Genomic DNA, 15,740 nt, shown 5'->3' on the forward strand with positions numbered 1-15,740 from the left:
GGCGCGAGCGGGCTTCCTCAGAGCGCGGAGATCGACCCCGGCGCCCGCTCGCGCCGGGACAAGGCCCGGATCACGTTCAACGGCCCGTGCCGCCACGCGGCGATGCGCCCGAGCAGCTCGATCGTCGCCTCGGTGGCCGCGGCCGGCATCGGCGACGTGGGTAGGCCCAGACTCACCGCCAGGTCGTCGGCGTGCACGACCAGTTCCATCACCCGCGTCAGCAGGAAGTCGTCGACCGTCAGGCCCCACTCCCCGAGGTCGATGACGCGCCCGGCCGGTTGCGCCGGCACCGCCGTCCGCAGCTCGGTGATCGCCGCGTCGACGTGGTCGGCGAGCTCGCCGGCCGTCGTTGCCGCGGCCGCCTGCTCGCTGCGATTCCTGATGTCGACGTTGTCGGCGCTGTCCGGGCCCGATGTCAGCCAGTCGTTTCCGGTGAAGTGGTCAAGCACCGGGATGGCGGCGTCGCCCGGCGGCGCCGCCAGATAGGTCACGGTGTACGTGATCTGGTTGGCCAGGTGGCGGGCGACGCCACCGCAGGAGTAGCCGGTCAGCGCGCTCGGCCCGGACCACTGCTCGGACACCTCGGGCGCCCGCAGCAGCGTCGCGGCGACGTCGGCCGACTCGAGGAACGCATCTCGGATCATCAATGCAGGGTAGGCGGCGGCTCTTGCTAGGCCGACGAGCTGTCGAGCGGGACCGCGGCGCCGCGGACCAGGCCGAGCTGGACGCCCTGGCGGGGCAGGGCGGCGTCGAGCAGCCAGTCGGCCGCGACCCGGACGCGGTTGCCGGGCATCGAGAGCAGGTGGTAGCCGCGGGTCACCACCTTGGCCGGCAGGCCGGACAGGGGCAGGCCGATCGGGTTGGCCGCGGCGTCGAGGCCGCCCAGGTCCACCACGAAACCCAGGTCGTGGTGGCGGTACGGGCGGCGGCGGCCGGTGCCGTACGAGGCCGCGATGTTCTTGGCCGCGGCCGCGCCCTGCCGGGTCGCGTGCTGCGCCGTCATGCCGGTGATCTCGCCGGGGCGGGTCAGGTCGGGCACCGCGGCCGCGTCGCCGATGGCGTACACGTCGGGATGCCCGGGAATCGTGAGGAATTCGTCGACCACGAGCCGGCCGTGTTCGATCTCCAGCCCCATCTCGGCCACCAGCGGGTCGGGGCGCACGCCGACGCACCAGATCAGCGACTTGGTGGGCACGAACTCACCGGTCGAGAGGTGCACACCGTCCTGTGTGGCCTGCTTCACGCTCGTACGCAGAAGAAGCTCGACGCCCCGGGACCGCAACACGGCGTCGGACGCGTCGGCCAGGCGGCCGTCCAATGAGGGCAGCACCCGGTCGGCGGTGTCGAGCAGCAGCCAGCGCACCCGGCCCTGAAGCTCGGGCCTCTTCTTGACCAGCGCGTCGGTGTAGAGCACGCCCTGCGCCGCCACCTCGGTTCCGGTGTAGCCGGCGCCGACCACGACGAACGTGCAGCGGGCGTCGCGTTCGGCCGGGTCGGCGGCGCCGGCGGCCATCTCGATCTGGCGGATGATGTGGTCGCGCAGATATAGCGCCTCGGAGACGCCGCGGAAGCCGTGCGCGTACTCGCTCACGCCCGGCACCGGGAGCAGCTTGTTGACGCTGCCGGCCGCGATGACCAGGCGGTGGTAGCCGATCGTGCCGGTGCCGCCGTCCGGGTCGCGGTAGGTCACCGTACGGCCGTCCAGATCGAAGCCTTCGACCTCGCCCAGGACCACTTTGACGTCGGGCAGCGCGGCCGCGAGCGAGACGGTCACCCGGCGCGGTTCGAGGATGCCGGCCGCCACCTCGGGAAGCAGCGGCAGGTAGAGGAAGTAGTCGGTCGGGTTGATGACGATGATCTCGGCGCCGCCGCGGGCGAGCTTGCTCAGCGTGCGGGCCGCGGTGAAGCCGGCGAACCCGGCCCCGACGATCACTATGCGAGGGCGTGCCATGCGGGGGTCCTTCCGTCATGGGCGCCGCGCGCCCGCGTACAGACCGGTGCCCGTTCGACGCTACCGAAAACGCGCCTGATCAGGGATGTGAGCGGCATGACAACGATCGGCCGTTCGGTGGACCGCGAATTCGGCCGAACGGGTGTCGTCCGCGCACCGACGGAATCGCGTCCTCATATGCGCCGAACGGTGCCCACACGGGGAGGCATCGAGCGGTGCGGGGGGAAGAGGGGAAAGACGTGACGACCGGGCACGCGGTGGTTGAGCCGCCTCGGTACGCTCACGTCTCCCTCGTCTCCTCGAACGGACACCCTTGGATGGACGCCCGTGAGGCCGACTACGCGCGTTTCGTCCGCGCTCGCTCACACGCGCTTCTGCGTTCGGCGTACCTTTTGACCGGGGATCAACACTTAGCCGAGGATCTGGTGCAGGAAGCGCTAGCTCGCACTCATCGCGCCTGGGCCCGTCTGGAGCGCCCGGAGCACGCCGAGGCGTACTGCCGCAAGGTCATGTACCACGCTCAGGTGTCCATCTGGCGGCGGCCGAAGGTGGCCGAGGTCTTCCCGTCCGACTTCGAACCCGATCAGCGCCGTGGCGCCGACGACCCGGCCGACGCCGCGGTCGAGCGGCTGATGCTGCGCCGGGCCCTGCTCACGCTCACCGCCAAGCAGCGGGCCGTGATCGTGCTGCGCTTCTTCGAGGACCACACCGAGGTCGAGGCGGCCCAGCTGCTCGGTGTCTCGGTCAGCACGGTCAAGACACAGACCGCGCGGGCCCTCGACCGGCTGCGCGCGCTGATGCCGGACACCCGGATGCTCCCGGAGCCGGGCCGATGAGCGACCACGATCGGCTCCGCGCCTCGCTGCACGACCTGGCCGACATCGCCGAGCCCACCGACCTGTACGACCGTGCGGTGCGGCGGTCGCGCCGGATCGGCCGCCGGGAGGCCGCGGTCGGCACCACCGCCGCGGTCGTGGTGCTGGCCGCGCTGGGCAGTGGCCTCTGGGGTCTGCCGCACGGCTCGGACGACGAGGCGCCGTCGGCGGCCGCCGTCGCCTCGTCGCCGCCCCCGGCCACCGTCAGCCCCTCCCGGCCGGTGACCAGGGAAGCGCCCCGCCCGGCGCCGACGATGGCGACCTCGCCCGTGGCCGACGAGGTCCGCCCGCCGCATCGGGGCGGCCGGCCGAAGACCAGGGCGACCACGGCCACGCCGCTCTCGCGCACCATCACCGACCTGCCCGGCCACGCGTTCTACCGCGAGGGCGGCACGCTGGTGAAGCTGTCACCGGCCGACGGCGAGACCCAGACCGTGCTGCGGGACACCACCTCGGCGGTCGGCATCTCACCGGACGGCGCCCGGGTCGCGTACGAGGAGAACGGCGCCCTGATGGTCGGCCCGGCCTCGCCCGACGGCACGCCGAAACAGGTCGCCACCGGCGTGACCTCGCCCGACCAGGCGCCGGCGTGGTCGCCGACCGGCGACCGTCTGGTGGTGACAGTCGAGTCGCCGGCCGTGCTCGACCTCGCCTCCGGTGAGATCACCCCGCTGCCCGCGGCCCTCACCGAGGGGCAGCATTTCCGCTGGTCGGGAGATGGCAGCAAGCTGGTGTACGCCACCTCGCACTGCGGCCTGGGCATCGCCGGCGCCCACGATGAGTCGGGCACCTCGGTGCCGGTCCTCGGCGACACGCAGACCGCCGACAACCCGGACGGCCTGGCCGCCTGCAAGCCGACCAGTGTGGACGCCACCGGCGAGCGGGTGACCGTCCCGTTGCAGAGCACCGGCGAGGACGCGGCCGGCACGGACGCCGCCGACGCCGTGGTCGACACGGCCACCGGCGATCTGGTGCAGCTGCCGGTTCCGGGCACCATCGTCGGCGCGGTCTTCGACGCCGACGGCAACCTGCTGGTGCGCTCCCGCGACGACGACGTCACCAGACTGTCGCTGTTCGGCCCGGACAACACGCTGAAGGTCCAGGCCACCGAGCCGGCGTCGGTCCGCGACCTCGATCTGATCGCCTACACGCGCTGATCAGCCCTTCTTGAAGAGCCGCCAGCCCTTCTTCTTGACCGTGGTCTCCCGCTCGGCCTCGCCGTTGAGCACCGCGAGGCGATGCTGGACGACCGGGTTCTCCGGCTCCATCCGCAGCGAGATCAGCAACGCCTGGCGGGCCTGGTCGACGTGGCCCATGCGCTCCAGCGCGACGCCGTGCGTGTAGTAGTAGTGCGCCTCGTTCGGGTCGAGCCCGATCGCCGTGCGGGCGGCCTGCTCGGCGTCGGCGGTGTGCCGTTCGGCCGAGAGCAGCGCCCAGGCGACCCGGTCGTGCCAGAGCGCGTTGCGCGGGTCGGCGATGACCGCCCGGTAGGCCATGGTGACCGCTTCCTCGTGCCGTCCGAGCATGGTGAGCGCGCGGCTGGCCAGCGCCAGTGGCCGCGGCTCGCCGGGATTCAGGCTGATCCCGTGGTCGGCCGCGTCCAGGGCGGCGGCCGCGTCGTCCATGGCCAGCCGCAGGCGTGCCATCAGGATCCAGGCCTCGATCGCGGACGGGTCGTCGGTCAGCACGGGCGTGAGGACGCTCACCGCCTGCTCGAGGTCGAGCTGCTCGAAGAGCATGGCCGCACGCGCCACTCCGACGGTCGGTAGCGCACGCTGGAGGTCGGGGGTCACACGGTGATATTCGGCAGATTCAGCTCACCGATGAGACTTTTCGCTTCCGTCTGATGATTGTGGCCAGGGCGGCCGCCGTACACGCGTACAGTCCCATGCCGATCCCGAGCAGGGTCAGGTCGTCCGCGCCGAGCAGGCAGAGCGTGCCGATCACCGCGCAGCCGGTCATGATGATCCACAGCGCCGGCGTGCTGAGCCCGCGCGGCACCGCGATGCCGGCCGACCGCACGTGCGCGTTCGACGCCGAGACGGTCAGCAGCCGGGCCGCGAAACCGCCCGCCGCGGCCAGCCCCAGCAGCCACCCCATCCAGGAGCGTGGGGCGACAGTCGCGGTCAGCAGCAGAACCAGGCTCACGCCGGCCAGCACCGCCGCCACCCGCTGACGGCCATAGGTCAAGACCGTGATCAGGTACGCCCGGAGCCCGCGATCCAGGCGCAGGACGAAATACGCCGCGACGCCGACCGGAGCGAGCGCCGCCGCGGCCGCGAGCAACCGCGCCCCGAACACCGAGAAATCAAGGACCCGCCACCCGACGTACGCGAGCAGGGCCAGCACGATCGCCGTGTAGACCAGGAACCGCTGAAGGGCCACGTCGAGCATGAACTTGCTGGCCTGCTGACCGGGGTCGGCCCGCAGCGCGCCGGCCAGGCCGCTCGCGCCCCGGGCCAGCCGGCCCAGCGCGAACGGGTTGCGGTGCACCACGTCGAGGGTGGCCAGCTCGTGCTGGGCGACCGCGTTGTCCGGCTCCAGGGACAGCGCGTCGCGCAGCGCCCGCCGGGCCCGGTCGGTGTAGTTGAGCTGCTTCATCACCATGGCGTAGGTGATCCGGAAGTCGGCTTCCTCCGGGTCGAGCTCCACCGCCCGCCGGGCGGCGTGCTCGGCCTCGACCACCTGTGTGCCGCCGCCGAGCAGCGCCCACGCCACCCGGTTGTGCCGGTAGGCGTTCTCCGGCTCGATCCGGGCCGCCGCCCGCGCCACCGCGACCGCCTCGTCGTGCCGCTCCAGCGCGGTCAGCGACCGGCTCAGCGCGCTGAGCGCCTCGGCCGACTCCGGCGCGGTCTCCACCGCCCGGTGGGCCACCTCGTGGGCGAGCTGCGGATTCTTGAGCGCGAGCTGCGCGTGCGTCATCAGCACGAGCGCGCGCACGTTGTCCGGCTCGGCCGCGAGCACCGGCCCGAGCAGCGCCGCCGCCCCGGCCGCGTCGCCCCGCTGGAACTGCGCGGCGGCCCGGGCTATGTCGCTCATGACGGCTGCCAGCCCGCCGAACGGTTGTGGTCGTGCGCCTCGAAGAAAGGCACCTGCGCGTACGCCCGGACCGGGAACGTGCCGACCGCGGTGATCCGGGGCGGCGCCGCGGTGAACCGGGCGCCGTGCGGCGGAAGGTTCTCCAAGCCGGTCAGGTGCTCGACGATCGGGATGTTCGCGGCCAGCAGCACGGTGTGCGCCGGCCGTTCCCCGGCCGCCGCGTCGCCGATGTCGTCGATGTTCACCGCGTCGATGCCGACCAGCGCGGCCCCCCGCTCGACCAGCAGCGCGGCCGCCTCACCGGTCAGGTAGGGCGCGCCGGCCGCGTACTCCGGAGTGCCCCAGCCCTTGTCCCCACCGGTGTGCAGCAGCACCGCGTGCCCGGCCACCGTCAGCGGCTCCAAGTCGTCCACGGTGACCGCCCGCCGGCCGCTGCCGGCCGTGCGGACCACGACCGCGGGCAGGTCGGCCAGGCGTTCCAGGGGCAGACCGGCCAGGTCGGTCCCACCCTCGTAGCGGTGCCGGGGCGAGTCGAGGTAGGTGCCGGTCTGGCCGACCATCTCGATCCGCTCCATGCTGAACTCGGTGCCCTCGGCGTACCGCGAACGCGAGTCGGCCCAGGTCAGGTGGGCCGAGACGGCCGGGCCGGGCAGGCCCGGATAGGTCGTCATCCCGGCCTCGATGACGTGGCTCAGCTCGACGAACCGGGTCCGGCCCCGGCCCGGCTCGCCCGCCACCGAGGCCGGCTCGCCGAACACACGTACCCCGGTCAGCTCGACCCGCTCCACGTCACGCAGCCCGAGCGAGCGGACCAGCAGCGCCTCTATCTCGGCCGTGGTCACGTCGGCGTGCGGCACATCCACCCGCAGCCCCTCGGCCCGCAGGCCGCCGCCGGTGGTGAGGGTCACGGCGGCGGTCACTTCCGCCCGGTACTGGAGCACGGTGATCCCCTATCGCAGCTCGATGATCGCTTCCACGATCAACCAGATGCCGAAGATAGCGAACAGGACGGCCGCGCCCCACTTGATGGCCTTCTCGGGCAGATGACGACCGAGCATCCGGCCCACCAGGATGGCCAGCGCGTCGGCCGCGACCATACCGACCGTCGAGCCCAGCCAGGTGCCGAACCAGCCGTGCTGGGTGGCCAGCGTGATCGTGGCCAGCATGGTCTTGTCGCCCAGTTCGGCCAGGAAGAACGCGCCGCCGACGGCGATGATGGCCGACTTGGTGGTGCGCTCGGCCTTGGTCTTCTCCTCGTCGGTCAGCTTGTCCCCGCGCAGCGTCCAGGCGCCGAAGGCGAGGAAGGCGATGCCGGCGACCAGCGAGATCCAGCCGGTCGGCAGCGTGGCACCGAGCCCGTAGCCGATGCCGACCGACACGGCGTGCACCACGGCGGTGGCCACGGTGATGCCGATCAGCACCGGCACGGGCTTGAAGCGCGTCGCGAAGGTCAAGGCCATGAGCTGCGACTTGTCGCCCAACTCGGCCACGAAGATGACAGCGAAACTCAGCGCCGTCGCGGCGAGGAAACCATCCACTGAAAATGCTCCCGGTATCTGATGACCGGGGCGAAGCTGCTCAGGGCGACCTCGACCCGGCCGTCGTCAAAACAGCCATGGCCGAAGGTCTCGCTCGCCTCATGGAGGCCGCGCGGCCGGACCTTTTGAACAAAGATCAGTATGTCGACCGCGACATTGGGAGCTACTCCCCTTCGCGAACACGAGCATAGGCCACGGCCCCGGCGATTCCGCCGGGGCCGTGGCGCATCTCATCGTTCGCGGGTCAGCTCGAGCCTTTCGGCGTACGCGGGAGCGCGCTTCGCCGCGGGTCCGAGCGCGCTCGGCGCCGGCGGCTGGATCGGCTTGCAGCGCTTGTCCGACCGCTCACCCCGTACACGCTGGGGAAGCGCGCCCGTGGCCAGATAGTCGGCGATCGTCTCGTCGACGCACTTGTTGCCGAACAGCGAACCCGAGTGGGTGGTGCCGCCGACCCCCTCGATCAGCACCGAGCGCGGGAACCGCTTACGCACCTCGAGGCTGCCGCTGAACGGTGTGGCCGCGTCCATCGTCTCGCTGACCAGCAGAATCGGCGGAGCGCTCTCCCCCGAGACGGTGATCGGGACGCCCGGCTCGGCCGCCCACGACCGGCACGGCGCGTTGTACCAGGCGTTGCCCCACGTCTCGAACGGCGCCTTGCGGTGCACCTCCCAGTTGTCCGAGGTCCACTTGGCCCAGCTCTGCGGCCAGGCCACATCGGTGCACTGGGTGGCCAGGTAGATCGCGTACCCGTTGTCGCCGCCGGCGGTCTGCGGGTTGTTGTCGTCGTACAGCTTGCGCAGGCCGGTGGCGTCCCGCTTGTGCACCCAGGCGCTGAACGAGCGGGCGATCTCGGCCCAGCCGAACACGTAGTAGCCGGCCTGCAGGAAGACGTCGGTCAGCTCGGACGGGCCGATCACCCCGCCGGCCGGCTTCGCGGTGAGCTTGCGCTGCTCGACGTCGAAGCGCCGCTGCACCTCACGGGCGGTCGTGCCGAGCTTGTAGACCTTGTCGTTCTTGGCCACCCAGGCGAAGTAGACCTTGATGTTCTTGTCGAACGCGAGGTCCTGATCCAGGTTCGAGTCGTACCAGACCCGGGCCGGGTTCACATTGCCGTCGAGCACCATCCGCCGCACCCGCTCCGGGTAGCGGGTGGCATAGACCTGGCCCAGGTACGTGCCGTACGAGAAGCCGTAGTAGTTGATCTGCCGTTCGCCCAGCGCCTGCCGTAGGCTGTCCATGTCCCGCACGGTGTCGAGCGTCTTCAGGTGATCGAGGAGCCGGCCGCCGGCCTTGGCACAGTCCTTGGCGTAACGCTCGGCCCGCTGGAGCCACTGCCGCTCGATCTGGGCGGAAGTCGGCACGTACGGCGGCCGGTCGTACCCCGCGTAGTCACTGTCGCAGCTCAGCGCCGGCTTGCTCTCGCCGACCCCGCGCGGGTCGAAACCGATCCAGTCGTACGCGTCACCGGCCTTCTTCGGCACCAGCGACCCGAGAATCGACAGGCCACGCCCCTTGCCGCCCGGCCCGCCCGGGTTGACCAGCACGACACCCTGGTACTTGGAGGAGGGCACGGTGTGCTTGATCCGCGAGACGGCGAGCTGAACGGTCGCGCCATCCGGCTTCTGATAATCCATCGGCACGGTGAGGAAGCCGCACTCCGCCTTACGCGCGGCCAGCGTCGGATCGGAGCAGGCCGTCCACTTGATCGGCTGGGCACTGCGGGAGTACCCGGAACGCGCACTGCGCTCGTCGGCCCGAGCGCCGCTCGCCGCAAGCCCCGTCGCCACCAAGGCGATGGTGGTGGCCGCCGCCAGAAGATTTCTCATGCCTGCCTCTCGTGTCCGGTTCGCCCCCATATGCTGAGGTGTGGGCGCCCCACAGGGGCACTGCCCACGCCGGGGAACCACGAAAGAAGCGCCCGAGTAACGCGAAACGCTCGGCCGGGAAACCCAGCCGAGCGTTGACGCCGCGATGACCCCGAATCCGCCCGTCAGACGGTGACGGCGCGCCGATTGCGCAAGTGCTGGGCGGCCAGCGCGAGCGCCCCCAGGACCGCCACCACGATGCCGTAGACGACCGCCGTGGTCTGCAGGCCGGCCGACGTGGCCGCGAAGCCGGCGATCACGGCCGGGACGCTGAAGGCGATGTACGCGATGACCAGCGCCACCGACAGCAGTTTGCCCCGCTCGTGCGGGTCGGCCAGGACGGCCAGGGTGCCGAAGGACGCGAGGGCCGAGGCGCCGAACCCGACGCCCGAGATCACCGTGCCGATGGCCGCCACGATCACCTGGTCGGCTTCGACGCCGACCACTGCCACGACCGCGCCCACGGTCAGCAGGCTGGCCGCGATGGCCAGGACCCGCGGGGTGGGCAGGCGGCGCATGAAGTACGAGGTCACGGCGCCGGTGCCGCACAGCAGGGTGACGACCAGGCCGCCGATCAGGTGGCTGCCGAGGTGGAACACGCCGGCCGCCACGGACGGGCCGAGGGACAGGTAGAGGCCGCCGATGGCCCAGCTCGCCACGATGATCGGCACCAGGGCGAACACGTCGGCGCGGAGCCGGGCCGGGATGCCCAGCTTGGGGGCCATCGAGGCGGCGGCGCCGGGGCGGCGGGCCGAGGTCTCGGGGATGCGCAGCACGACCAGGCCGGCGATCACCATGGCGCCGAGCAGGAGGGCCCAGACGAAGTGGGTGGGCGCGGGCGCGTACTGCACCAGAGCGCCGGCCCCGAGTGCGCCCAGCGCGAGCCCCGCGCTGGGGACGATGCCGTTGACCAGGCCGGCCCGGCCGGGCGCGTGCGGCGGGTTGAGGTCGACCAGGGCGGCGCCGAGCGTCGTCATGGCGGCGCCGGTGGCGATGCCCTGCAGGAAGCGGGCCGCGGCCAGGACGCCGACGTCGCCGGCGGTGAGGAACAGGATGAGTGAGACGACCTCGAGCGCGATCGCGGCGGCCAGCACCGGGCGGCGGCCGAGGTGGTCGGAGAGGGCGCCGAGGGTCAGCAGGGCGCCGACGAGACCGACCACGTAGATCGCGAAGACGATCGTGAGCGTGGTCGCGGAGAAATTCCAGAGGTGCTGATAGACCACGTAGAGCGGGGACGGCGCGGCGGACGCCGAGGTGAAGGTCAGGAAGATCGCGGCGATCGCCGCGAAGGCCAGCGGCCGCGAGAAGTGGCGGCTGCGCGTGATGGCGGGCGGGGCTTCGGCTACGGCGGTCATGCGCGGGTCCTTACCAGATTATGAACAGACAGGTCTGTCTGATGGCACGAGAGTAGACAGACCTGTCTGGTATCGTCAACCTCATGTCCGCCGCATCACTCCCCACCGCGCGTAAGCCATCCGCGCGGGAACGACTCCTTACCGCCGCCGACGAGCTGTTCTACGCCGAGGGCATCCACACGGTCGGCATCGACCGGATCATCGAGCGGGCCGGCGTCGCCAAGGCCTCGCTCTACAGCACCTTCGGCAGCAAGGACGAGCTGGTCCGGGCCTACCTGGAGGGCCGGCACGAGATTCGCCGCACCCGGATGCTCAAGGGGCTTGAGAGGTACGAGGACCCGCGCGACCGGGTGCTCGGCGTCTTCGAGGTGCTCGACGAGCTGGCCGGCACCCCCGGCTTTCGCGGCTGCGCGTTCTACAACGCGAACGCCGAGGGCACACCGGGCGGCCCGGCCCTGGAGGTCGCCGACGCCACCCGGGCCTGGATGCGCGGCCTGTTCGTCGAGCTGGCCCGCGACGCCGGCGTCAAGGACCCGGCCGCGTTCGCCGCCCAGATGGTCGTCCTCTACGACGGCGCGTCGGTCGGCGCCAAGATGGACCGCCCCTCGATGTCCCCCAAGGTCGCCCGCGGCATGGCCGAAATCCTCCTGGCCGCCGCCACCGCCTGAGGAGAATCAGCGATCCCGGCGCGGCTCGGTGACGAGGGGCTCGGCGATGGCGGTCGCCGGGTTGAGGGGCTGAGCCTCGGCGTACTCGGCCTGGACCTCGGCCTCGTGGGCGATGAACGAGGCCGCAGCCGGGGCCGGGGCCGGTTTGCCGCGCAGCAGGGAGGCCAGGGCGCCGACCACCGACATGGCGATCGCCAGCCAGAAGACGATGACCAGGCCGTCGTGGAACGGGCCGGAGATGAGCTGCGGGAAGAAGTCCAGGCCGGTCAGGCGGGACGCGTTCGCCGGCGGCAACGAGTTCAGCGTCTGCTGCCCCAGCAGCTCGCCGATCGGGTTGTAGCCGAGGAACGCCGCGAACAGGGTGCCCACCGGCGGGGTCGCCGCGACCTGGGCCGCCGTGTCGGCCGGGACGCCCTGGGCCGTCAGGCCGCTGCTCAACGTGCCGGGCAGCGATGAGGCCAGGCCGGCGACCATCAGCGAGAAGAAGACGCCGATCGAGAGCACCTGGCCCGCGTTCTGGAAGGTCGCCCGCATGCCCGAGGCCGCGCCGCGCATGTCGGCCGGGACGCTCGACATGACCAGCGACGTGTTCGGCGCCGCGAACAGGCCGCCGCCCAGGCCGTTGACGAAGATGAGCAGCGCGAAGACCACGTAGTTGAAGTTGCTCGGCAACAGCAGCAGGCCGCCGAAGGACACCGCCATCACCAGCAGGCCGCCGGTGGCGAACGGCCGGGGGCCGAACCGGTCCGACAGCGTCCCGGCCAGCGGGCCGGCGGCCAGGAAGCCGATCGTCAGCGGCACCAGGTAGATGCCGGCCCACAGTGGGGTGGACTCGTAGTCGTACCCGTGCTGCGGCAGCCAGATGCCCTGCAACCAGATGATCAGCATGAACTGGAGGCCGCCGCGGGCGATGCTGGCCAGCAGGTTGGCCAGGTTGCCGCTGAGGAACGACAGGTTCCGGAACAGCCCGAGCGGGAACATCGGCTCGGCCACCCGGGTCTCGATCAGCCCGAACACCACGAGCACGATCGCGCCGCCGATCAGGCCGGTCAGCACCCACGGGCTGGTCCAGCCCATCGTGTGCCCGCCGTACGGCTGGATCCCGTACGTGATCGCGGCCAGAACGGCCGTGAGGCCGACCGCGAAGGTCGCGTTGCCCCACCAGTCGATCTTCGCTTTGCGGCGGACGCCGGTGTCGTGCAGCGAGCGGTACGCCCAGACCGTGCCGACCACGCCCAGCGGGATGTTGACCCAGAAGACCGAGCGCCAGTCCCACTCGGCCAGCACGCCGCCCGCCACCAGGCCGATGAAGGAGCCGGCCAGCGCCGAGACGATGTTGACGCCGAGGGCCATGCCGCGCTGCCGGGCCGGGAAGGCGTCGGTGATGATCGCGGCCGAGTTGGCCATCAGCATGGCGCCGCCGATCGCCTGGACGACCCGCCAGCCGATCAGCCAGAGCGCGCCACCGCCACCGTCGAACGGGTCGAGCGACAGCACGACCGAGGTGACGGTGAAGATCGCGAATCCGGCGTTGTAGATCCGCACCCGCCCGTACATGTCGCCGAGCCGGCCCAGCGTGACCACCAGGACCGCGGTGACCAGCATGTAGCCGATCAGCATCCACAGCAGGTAGCTGACGTTGCCGGGCTCGAGCGGGTTGATGTCGATGCCCTTGAAGATCGCCGGGAGCGAGATCAGCACGATCGACGAGTTGATCGTCGCCAGCAGCGTTCCGAGGGTGGTGTTCGAGAGCGCGACCCATTTGTAGCGCGGATGGTCCGAGGTCAGCATCACGAGAGAATTTATATCACGTGCTTATGGAGGCGGCGGCCGAAGAATTCGCCCGTACGTGCCCGGGCGTCCACCACGCCGCAATGCGCCCGGAATGTCACCATGCAGGTATGGGTGAGCAGACACTCTGCACGGCTCGAGACTCCTGGCTGCACCCCCACCTGGGCGCCACCACCAGCGGTGGCCCGGCCCCGCGCGAGTACGTGGTCGCCCTGCGCCACGTGGCGCTGACGCTCGGCGCGGACCCGCGCTGGCGCTCCTGGTGGAGGCAGTCCGGCCTGTCCGCGTGCGAGCTCGGCATCGTCGCCGAGGGCCCGCTCGACCATCCGCGCCCGAGCGCCGACATCCGCCGCCTCGACGACCGCCTCCAGGCCAACTTCACCTGCGCGCTGCCCGCCCGCGCCCCCGTGGAGGACTGCTCCGAACTGGCCACCCGCACCGCGACCGGCGAGATCCGGGCCATGTTCGAGGTGATCCGTCAGGCCCTGACCATGCCGGCCCTGCCGCCGACCCCGCCGGTGCCCGACCTGCCGTCCGACGTCCCCGACGTCCCGGTCACCACCAAGCACCTGCCCGACGTCGTCGGCGACGACCCCGAGCACATCACCCTCACTCAGATCGAGGAGTTCTTCACTTCGTGAAGGTGAAGTAGCGGTAGGCGCCGTACGTCGTGGCGTTCACCGTGTCACCGGAGGTGCCCCGCAGATAGGCGGCCCGCACGCGGTAGCGCACTCCGGTCGCGTGGGCGCCGGTGAGCGTGTAGGCCGCCTTGCCCGCGGCGCTGAGCTTCACGTCGACGTTGCGCCAGGCCGCCCACTTGCCGTTGCGCAGCACCTCGAACTGGAGCCGTTCCTTGCGGCCCGGGTACGGCGTCATCGTCGTGCTGAACAGCGGGTGGACGGTCTTGCGGTAGTACGCGGTCGGCAGACTGCCGAGCTTGGCCGTCTTGTACTGGCGCGAGTTGGTGAGCGACACCGCGACCCGCGTGTAGACCAGCCTCGCCGGGCTCGACACCGGGGTGTACCGGGCGTCCCCGGCGTACTTGGCGATCAGCGCGGTGGTACGGGTCAGCTTGACCGGGGTCGTCAGGACGCCGTAGGCATCGACCTTGGCGTTGCGCAACAGCCGCGGCGGCTCCGCCCCCGCCGGGTCGGCCCAGATGGCGACCGTCCGGTTGCGCAGGTTCTGATCGAGCAGCGCGGTGACGGTGACCGTCGAGCCGTAGGCGGCGCTCGACGGCGCCAAGACCTGGAGGGCGGGCGTCGAGCGGGCCACTGTGATCGACACCTGGGCCGAGGAACCGGCGGCCACCCCGGACCCGCGGTACGTCACCTTGTAGGTGACCGTGCCGCCGACCGGCGGGTAGTCGGAGAAGGAGAAGTACAGGTTGGAGTCGGTGACCACCTGCGGGAGGGAGCGGCCCGAGGGCGACTCGGCGTCGGTCCGGGTCACGTCGAGGCCCGCGACGGCCTCACCGATCGGGCCCGAGGCGTTGAGCCGGCCGGAGATCTCGACGGGGGTGTCGCGCTTGGCGGCGGCCGGTGTCGCCTTCAGGGAGATCGCCGTGGTGACCGGTTCGAAGAACACGTGCAGCTCGTAGGAGCCATACCAGTCGTGGGTGACGGCGAAGAGACGCGAGCCGCCCGGCTGCCAGACGAGCCGGTCGGCCTTGTCCTCGTACAGGTCGAAACTGCCGTGCATTTCGTCGAGCCCGGCCGCGAAGAGGATGACGCGGTTGTCGTCGTAGCTGATCGCGGCCCGGCCGCCGTCCGGGTGCACGCCGAGGGCCGTCGCGCCGCAGTAGCCGCCGTGCATCGACACGCGCCGCGCCGGGTCCGAGGCCGGCGCCACGAAGGTCGAGCAGGGTCCGCCCACGCCGAGGATCTGGGAGCCGTCCCGGGACAGCTCGACGTCGGCGACCGGTCCCGGCGCCGCGGTGGTGGACGCGATCTCGGCCGGCACGCCGTCGGCGACGTCGTAGACCCAGGTGTTCCCCTGGGTCGTCGCGTCGCTCGACACGTCGGTGGCGACGAGCCGGCCGGGCGCGCCGGCGGCGGTGAGCAGCCGCGGCGCCTCGTGCGGCGACCCGTCCGCGGTGAAGAAGTTGCGCCGGAAGGTCCCGCCGGGCAGGTCCAGAGCGCCGAGGGCGCCCCGGGAGTTCGCCGTTCCGAAGTCGTATCCGACGAACAGCGTCCCGCCGGCGACGGCCAGGGTCCGGGGGAACGCGGCCACGTTGATGAAGTGCCGCCCGGTCTCGGTCATGGTCGCGGCGTCGAAGGCGACGATGGAGTGCGCGTCGGCCACCGCCGCGTACACCGTCTTCCCGTCGGGCGAGAGCACGAGGTCGCCGATCCCGGCCAACCCGGACCGTACGGCCTTCGTGGCGGCCCGGTAGTCGGTGACGACGATGGTGCCGCTCTTGGCGTCACTGATCAGGACCTGTTGACGGGCCGGGTCGACCAGCACGTCGCTGACCCCGGTGATCCGCAGCGATCCCCCGGGCGAGGCGGCGGCCGGGCCGCTGGAGGCGCCGGCCGCGACAAGGGTGGTCGCGGCGACGAGGACAAAAGTGAGGGCAGCGCGAAGCATGATGGGACTCCCGTGAATCCCGCGCTCGGCAAGACAGCGGCGCGGCCGCGACAGCGTACGACAAAGATC

The 15,740-nt window shown here is 71.5% G+C and carries 14 protein-coding genes; 4 read left to right on the forward strand and 10 right to left on the reverse strand.

Translation table 11 applies throughout. The annotated features are described in order from the left end of the window. Positions 1-17: 17 nt before the first annotated feature. Together AB0C26_RS13090 and AB0C26_RS13095 are read right to left on the reverse strand one after the other, a co-directional pair. Positions 18-644 carry a maleylpyruvate isomerase N-terminal domain-containing protein gene (locus AB0C26_RS13090; protein WP_360246268.1) on the reverse strand — a complete coding sequence of 209 codons (627 nt, stop codon included), beginning with the start codon at positions 642-644 and terminating at the stop codon, positions 18-20. A 26-nt stretch (positions 645-670) separates the two neighbouring features. Then, entirely contained in the window at positions 671-1,951 is a 1,281-nt protein-coding gene (locus AB0C26_RS13095) for an NAD(P)/FAD-dependent oxidoreductase (protein WP_360246270.1), read from the reverse strand. A gap of 317 nt (positions 1,952-2,268) precedes the next feature. Between AB0C26_RS13095 and AB0C26_RS13100 the strand changes: the two genes are divergently transcribed. After that, positions 2,269-2,787 carry a SigE family RNA polymerase sigma factor gene (locus tag AB0C26_RS13100; protein ID WP_360246272.1) on the forward strand — a complete coding sequence of 173 codons (519 nt, stop codon included), beginning with the start codon at positions 2,269-2,271 and terminating at the stop codon, positions 2,785-2,787. Continuing rightward, the gene (locus AB0C26_RS13105; RefSeq protein WP_360246274.1) at positions 2,784-3,983 is read left to right on the forward strand and encodes a hypothetical protein; all 1,200 of its coding nucleotides are present in this window, start codon (positions 2,784-2,786) and stop codon (positions 3,981-3,983) included. Before AB0C26_RS13100 ends, AB0C26_RS13105 begins: the two co-directional genes overlap by 4 nt. On the opposite strand, the gene AB0C26_RS13110 is transcribed toward AB0C26_RS13105, so the two are convergent. The 6 genes from AB0C26_RS13110 to AB0C26_RS13135 all read right to left on the reverse strand — a co-directional run bounded on the left by AB0C26_RS13110 (position 3,984) and on the right by AB0C26_RS13135 (position 10,623). Then, the gene (locus AB0C26_RS13110; protein WP_360246276.1) at positions 3,984-4,619 is read right to left on the reverse strand and encodes a tetratricopeptide repeat protein; all 636 of its coding nucleotides are present in this window, start codon (positions 4,617-4,619) and stop codon (positions 3,984-3,986) included. Between the two features lie 19 nt (positions 4,620-4,638). After that, the gene (locus AB0C26_RS13115; RefSeq protein WP_360246278.1) at positions 4,639-5,865 is read right to left on the reverse strand and encodes a tetratricopeptide repeat protein; all 1,227 of its coding nucleotides are present in this window, start codon (positions 5,863-5,865) and stop codon (positions 4,639-4,641) included. Next, positions 5,862-6,806: a cyclase family protein gene (locus AB0C26_RS13120; protein ID WP_360246280.1), complete on the reverse strand. Its 945-nt coding sequence runs from the start codon at positions 6,804-6,806 to the stop codon at positions 5,862-5,864. Before AB0C26_RS13120 ends, AB0C26_RS13115 begins: the two co-directional genes overlap by 4 nt. A 9-nt stretch (positions 6,807-6,815) precedes the next feature. Beyond that, positions 6,816-7,403 (reverse strand): TMEM165/GDT1 family protein, encoded by a 588-nt coding sequence (locus AB0C26_RS13125; protein WP_097329137.1) that lies wholly within the window; start codon positions 7,401-7,403, stop codon positions 6,816-6,818. Positions 7,404-7,633: 230 nt separating this feature from the next. After that, positions 7,634-9,229 carry an alpha/beta hydrolase gene (locus AB0C26_RS13130; RefSeq protein WP_360246282.1) on the reverse strand — a complete coding sequence of 532 codons (1,596 nt, stop codon included), beginning with the start codon at positions 9,227-9,229 and terminating at the stop codon, positions 7,634-7,636. Between the two features lie 164 nt (positions 9,230-9,393). Beyond that, complete coding sequence (locus AB0C26_RS13135; protein WP_360246285.1) at positions 9,394-10,623, reverse strand: MFS transporter; 1,230 nt, start codon at positions 10,621-10,623, stop codon at positions 9,394-9,396. Positions 10,624-10,706: 83 nt separating this feature from the next. Here AB0C26_RS13135 and AB0C26_RS13140 point away from each other — a divergent pair, with 83 nt between their 5' ends. Beyond that, the gene (locus tag AB0C26_RS13140) at positions 10,707-11,291 is read left to right on the forward strand and encodes a TetR/AcrR family transcriptional regulator (RefSeq protein ID WP_360246287.1); all 585 of its coding nucleotides are present in this window, start codon (positions 10,707-10,709) and stop codon (positions 11,289-11,291) included. Positions 11,292-11,297: 6 nt separating this feature from the next. Here AB0C26_RS13140 and AB0C26_RS13145 read toward each other — a convergent pair whose 3' ends face one another. Further along, positions 11,298-13,082 (reverse strand): MFS transporter, encoded by a 1,785-nt coding sequence (locus tag AB0C26_RS13145; protein ID WP_360246289.1) that lies wholly within the window; start codon positions 13,080-13,082, stop codon positions 11,298-11,300. A 110-nt stretch (positions 13,083-13,192) separates the two neighbouring features. On the opposite strand from AB0C26_RS13145, the gene AB0C26_RS13150 reads away from it, so the two are divergent. After that, complete coding sequence (locus tag AB0C26_RS13150) at positions 13,193-13,723, forward strand: hypothetical protein (RefSeq protein WP_360246291.1); 531 nt, start codon at positions 13,193-13,195, stop codon at positions 13,721-13,723. Here the strand turns inward: AB0C26_RS13150 and AB0C26_RS13155 are convergent. Beyond that, positions 13,713-15,671 (reverse strand): hypothetical protein, encoded by a 1,959-nt coding sequence (locus AB0C26_RS13155; RefSeq protein WP_360246293.1) that lies wholly within the window; start codon positions 15,669-15,671, stop codon positions 13,713-13,715. The two genes, AB0C26_RS13150 and AB0C26_RS13155, sit on opposite strands and share 11 nt — an antisense overlap. Positions 15,672-15,740 lie beyond the last annotated feature (69 nt).

This window comes from Actinoplanes sp. NPDC048796 (assembly GCF_040650035.1).
GTDB lineage: Bacteria > Actinomycetota > Actinomycetes > Mycobacteriales > Micromonosporaceae > Actinoplanes.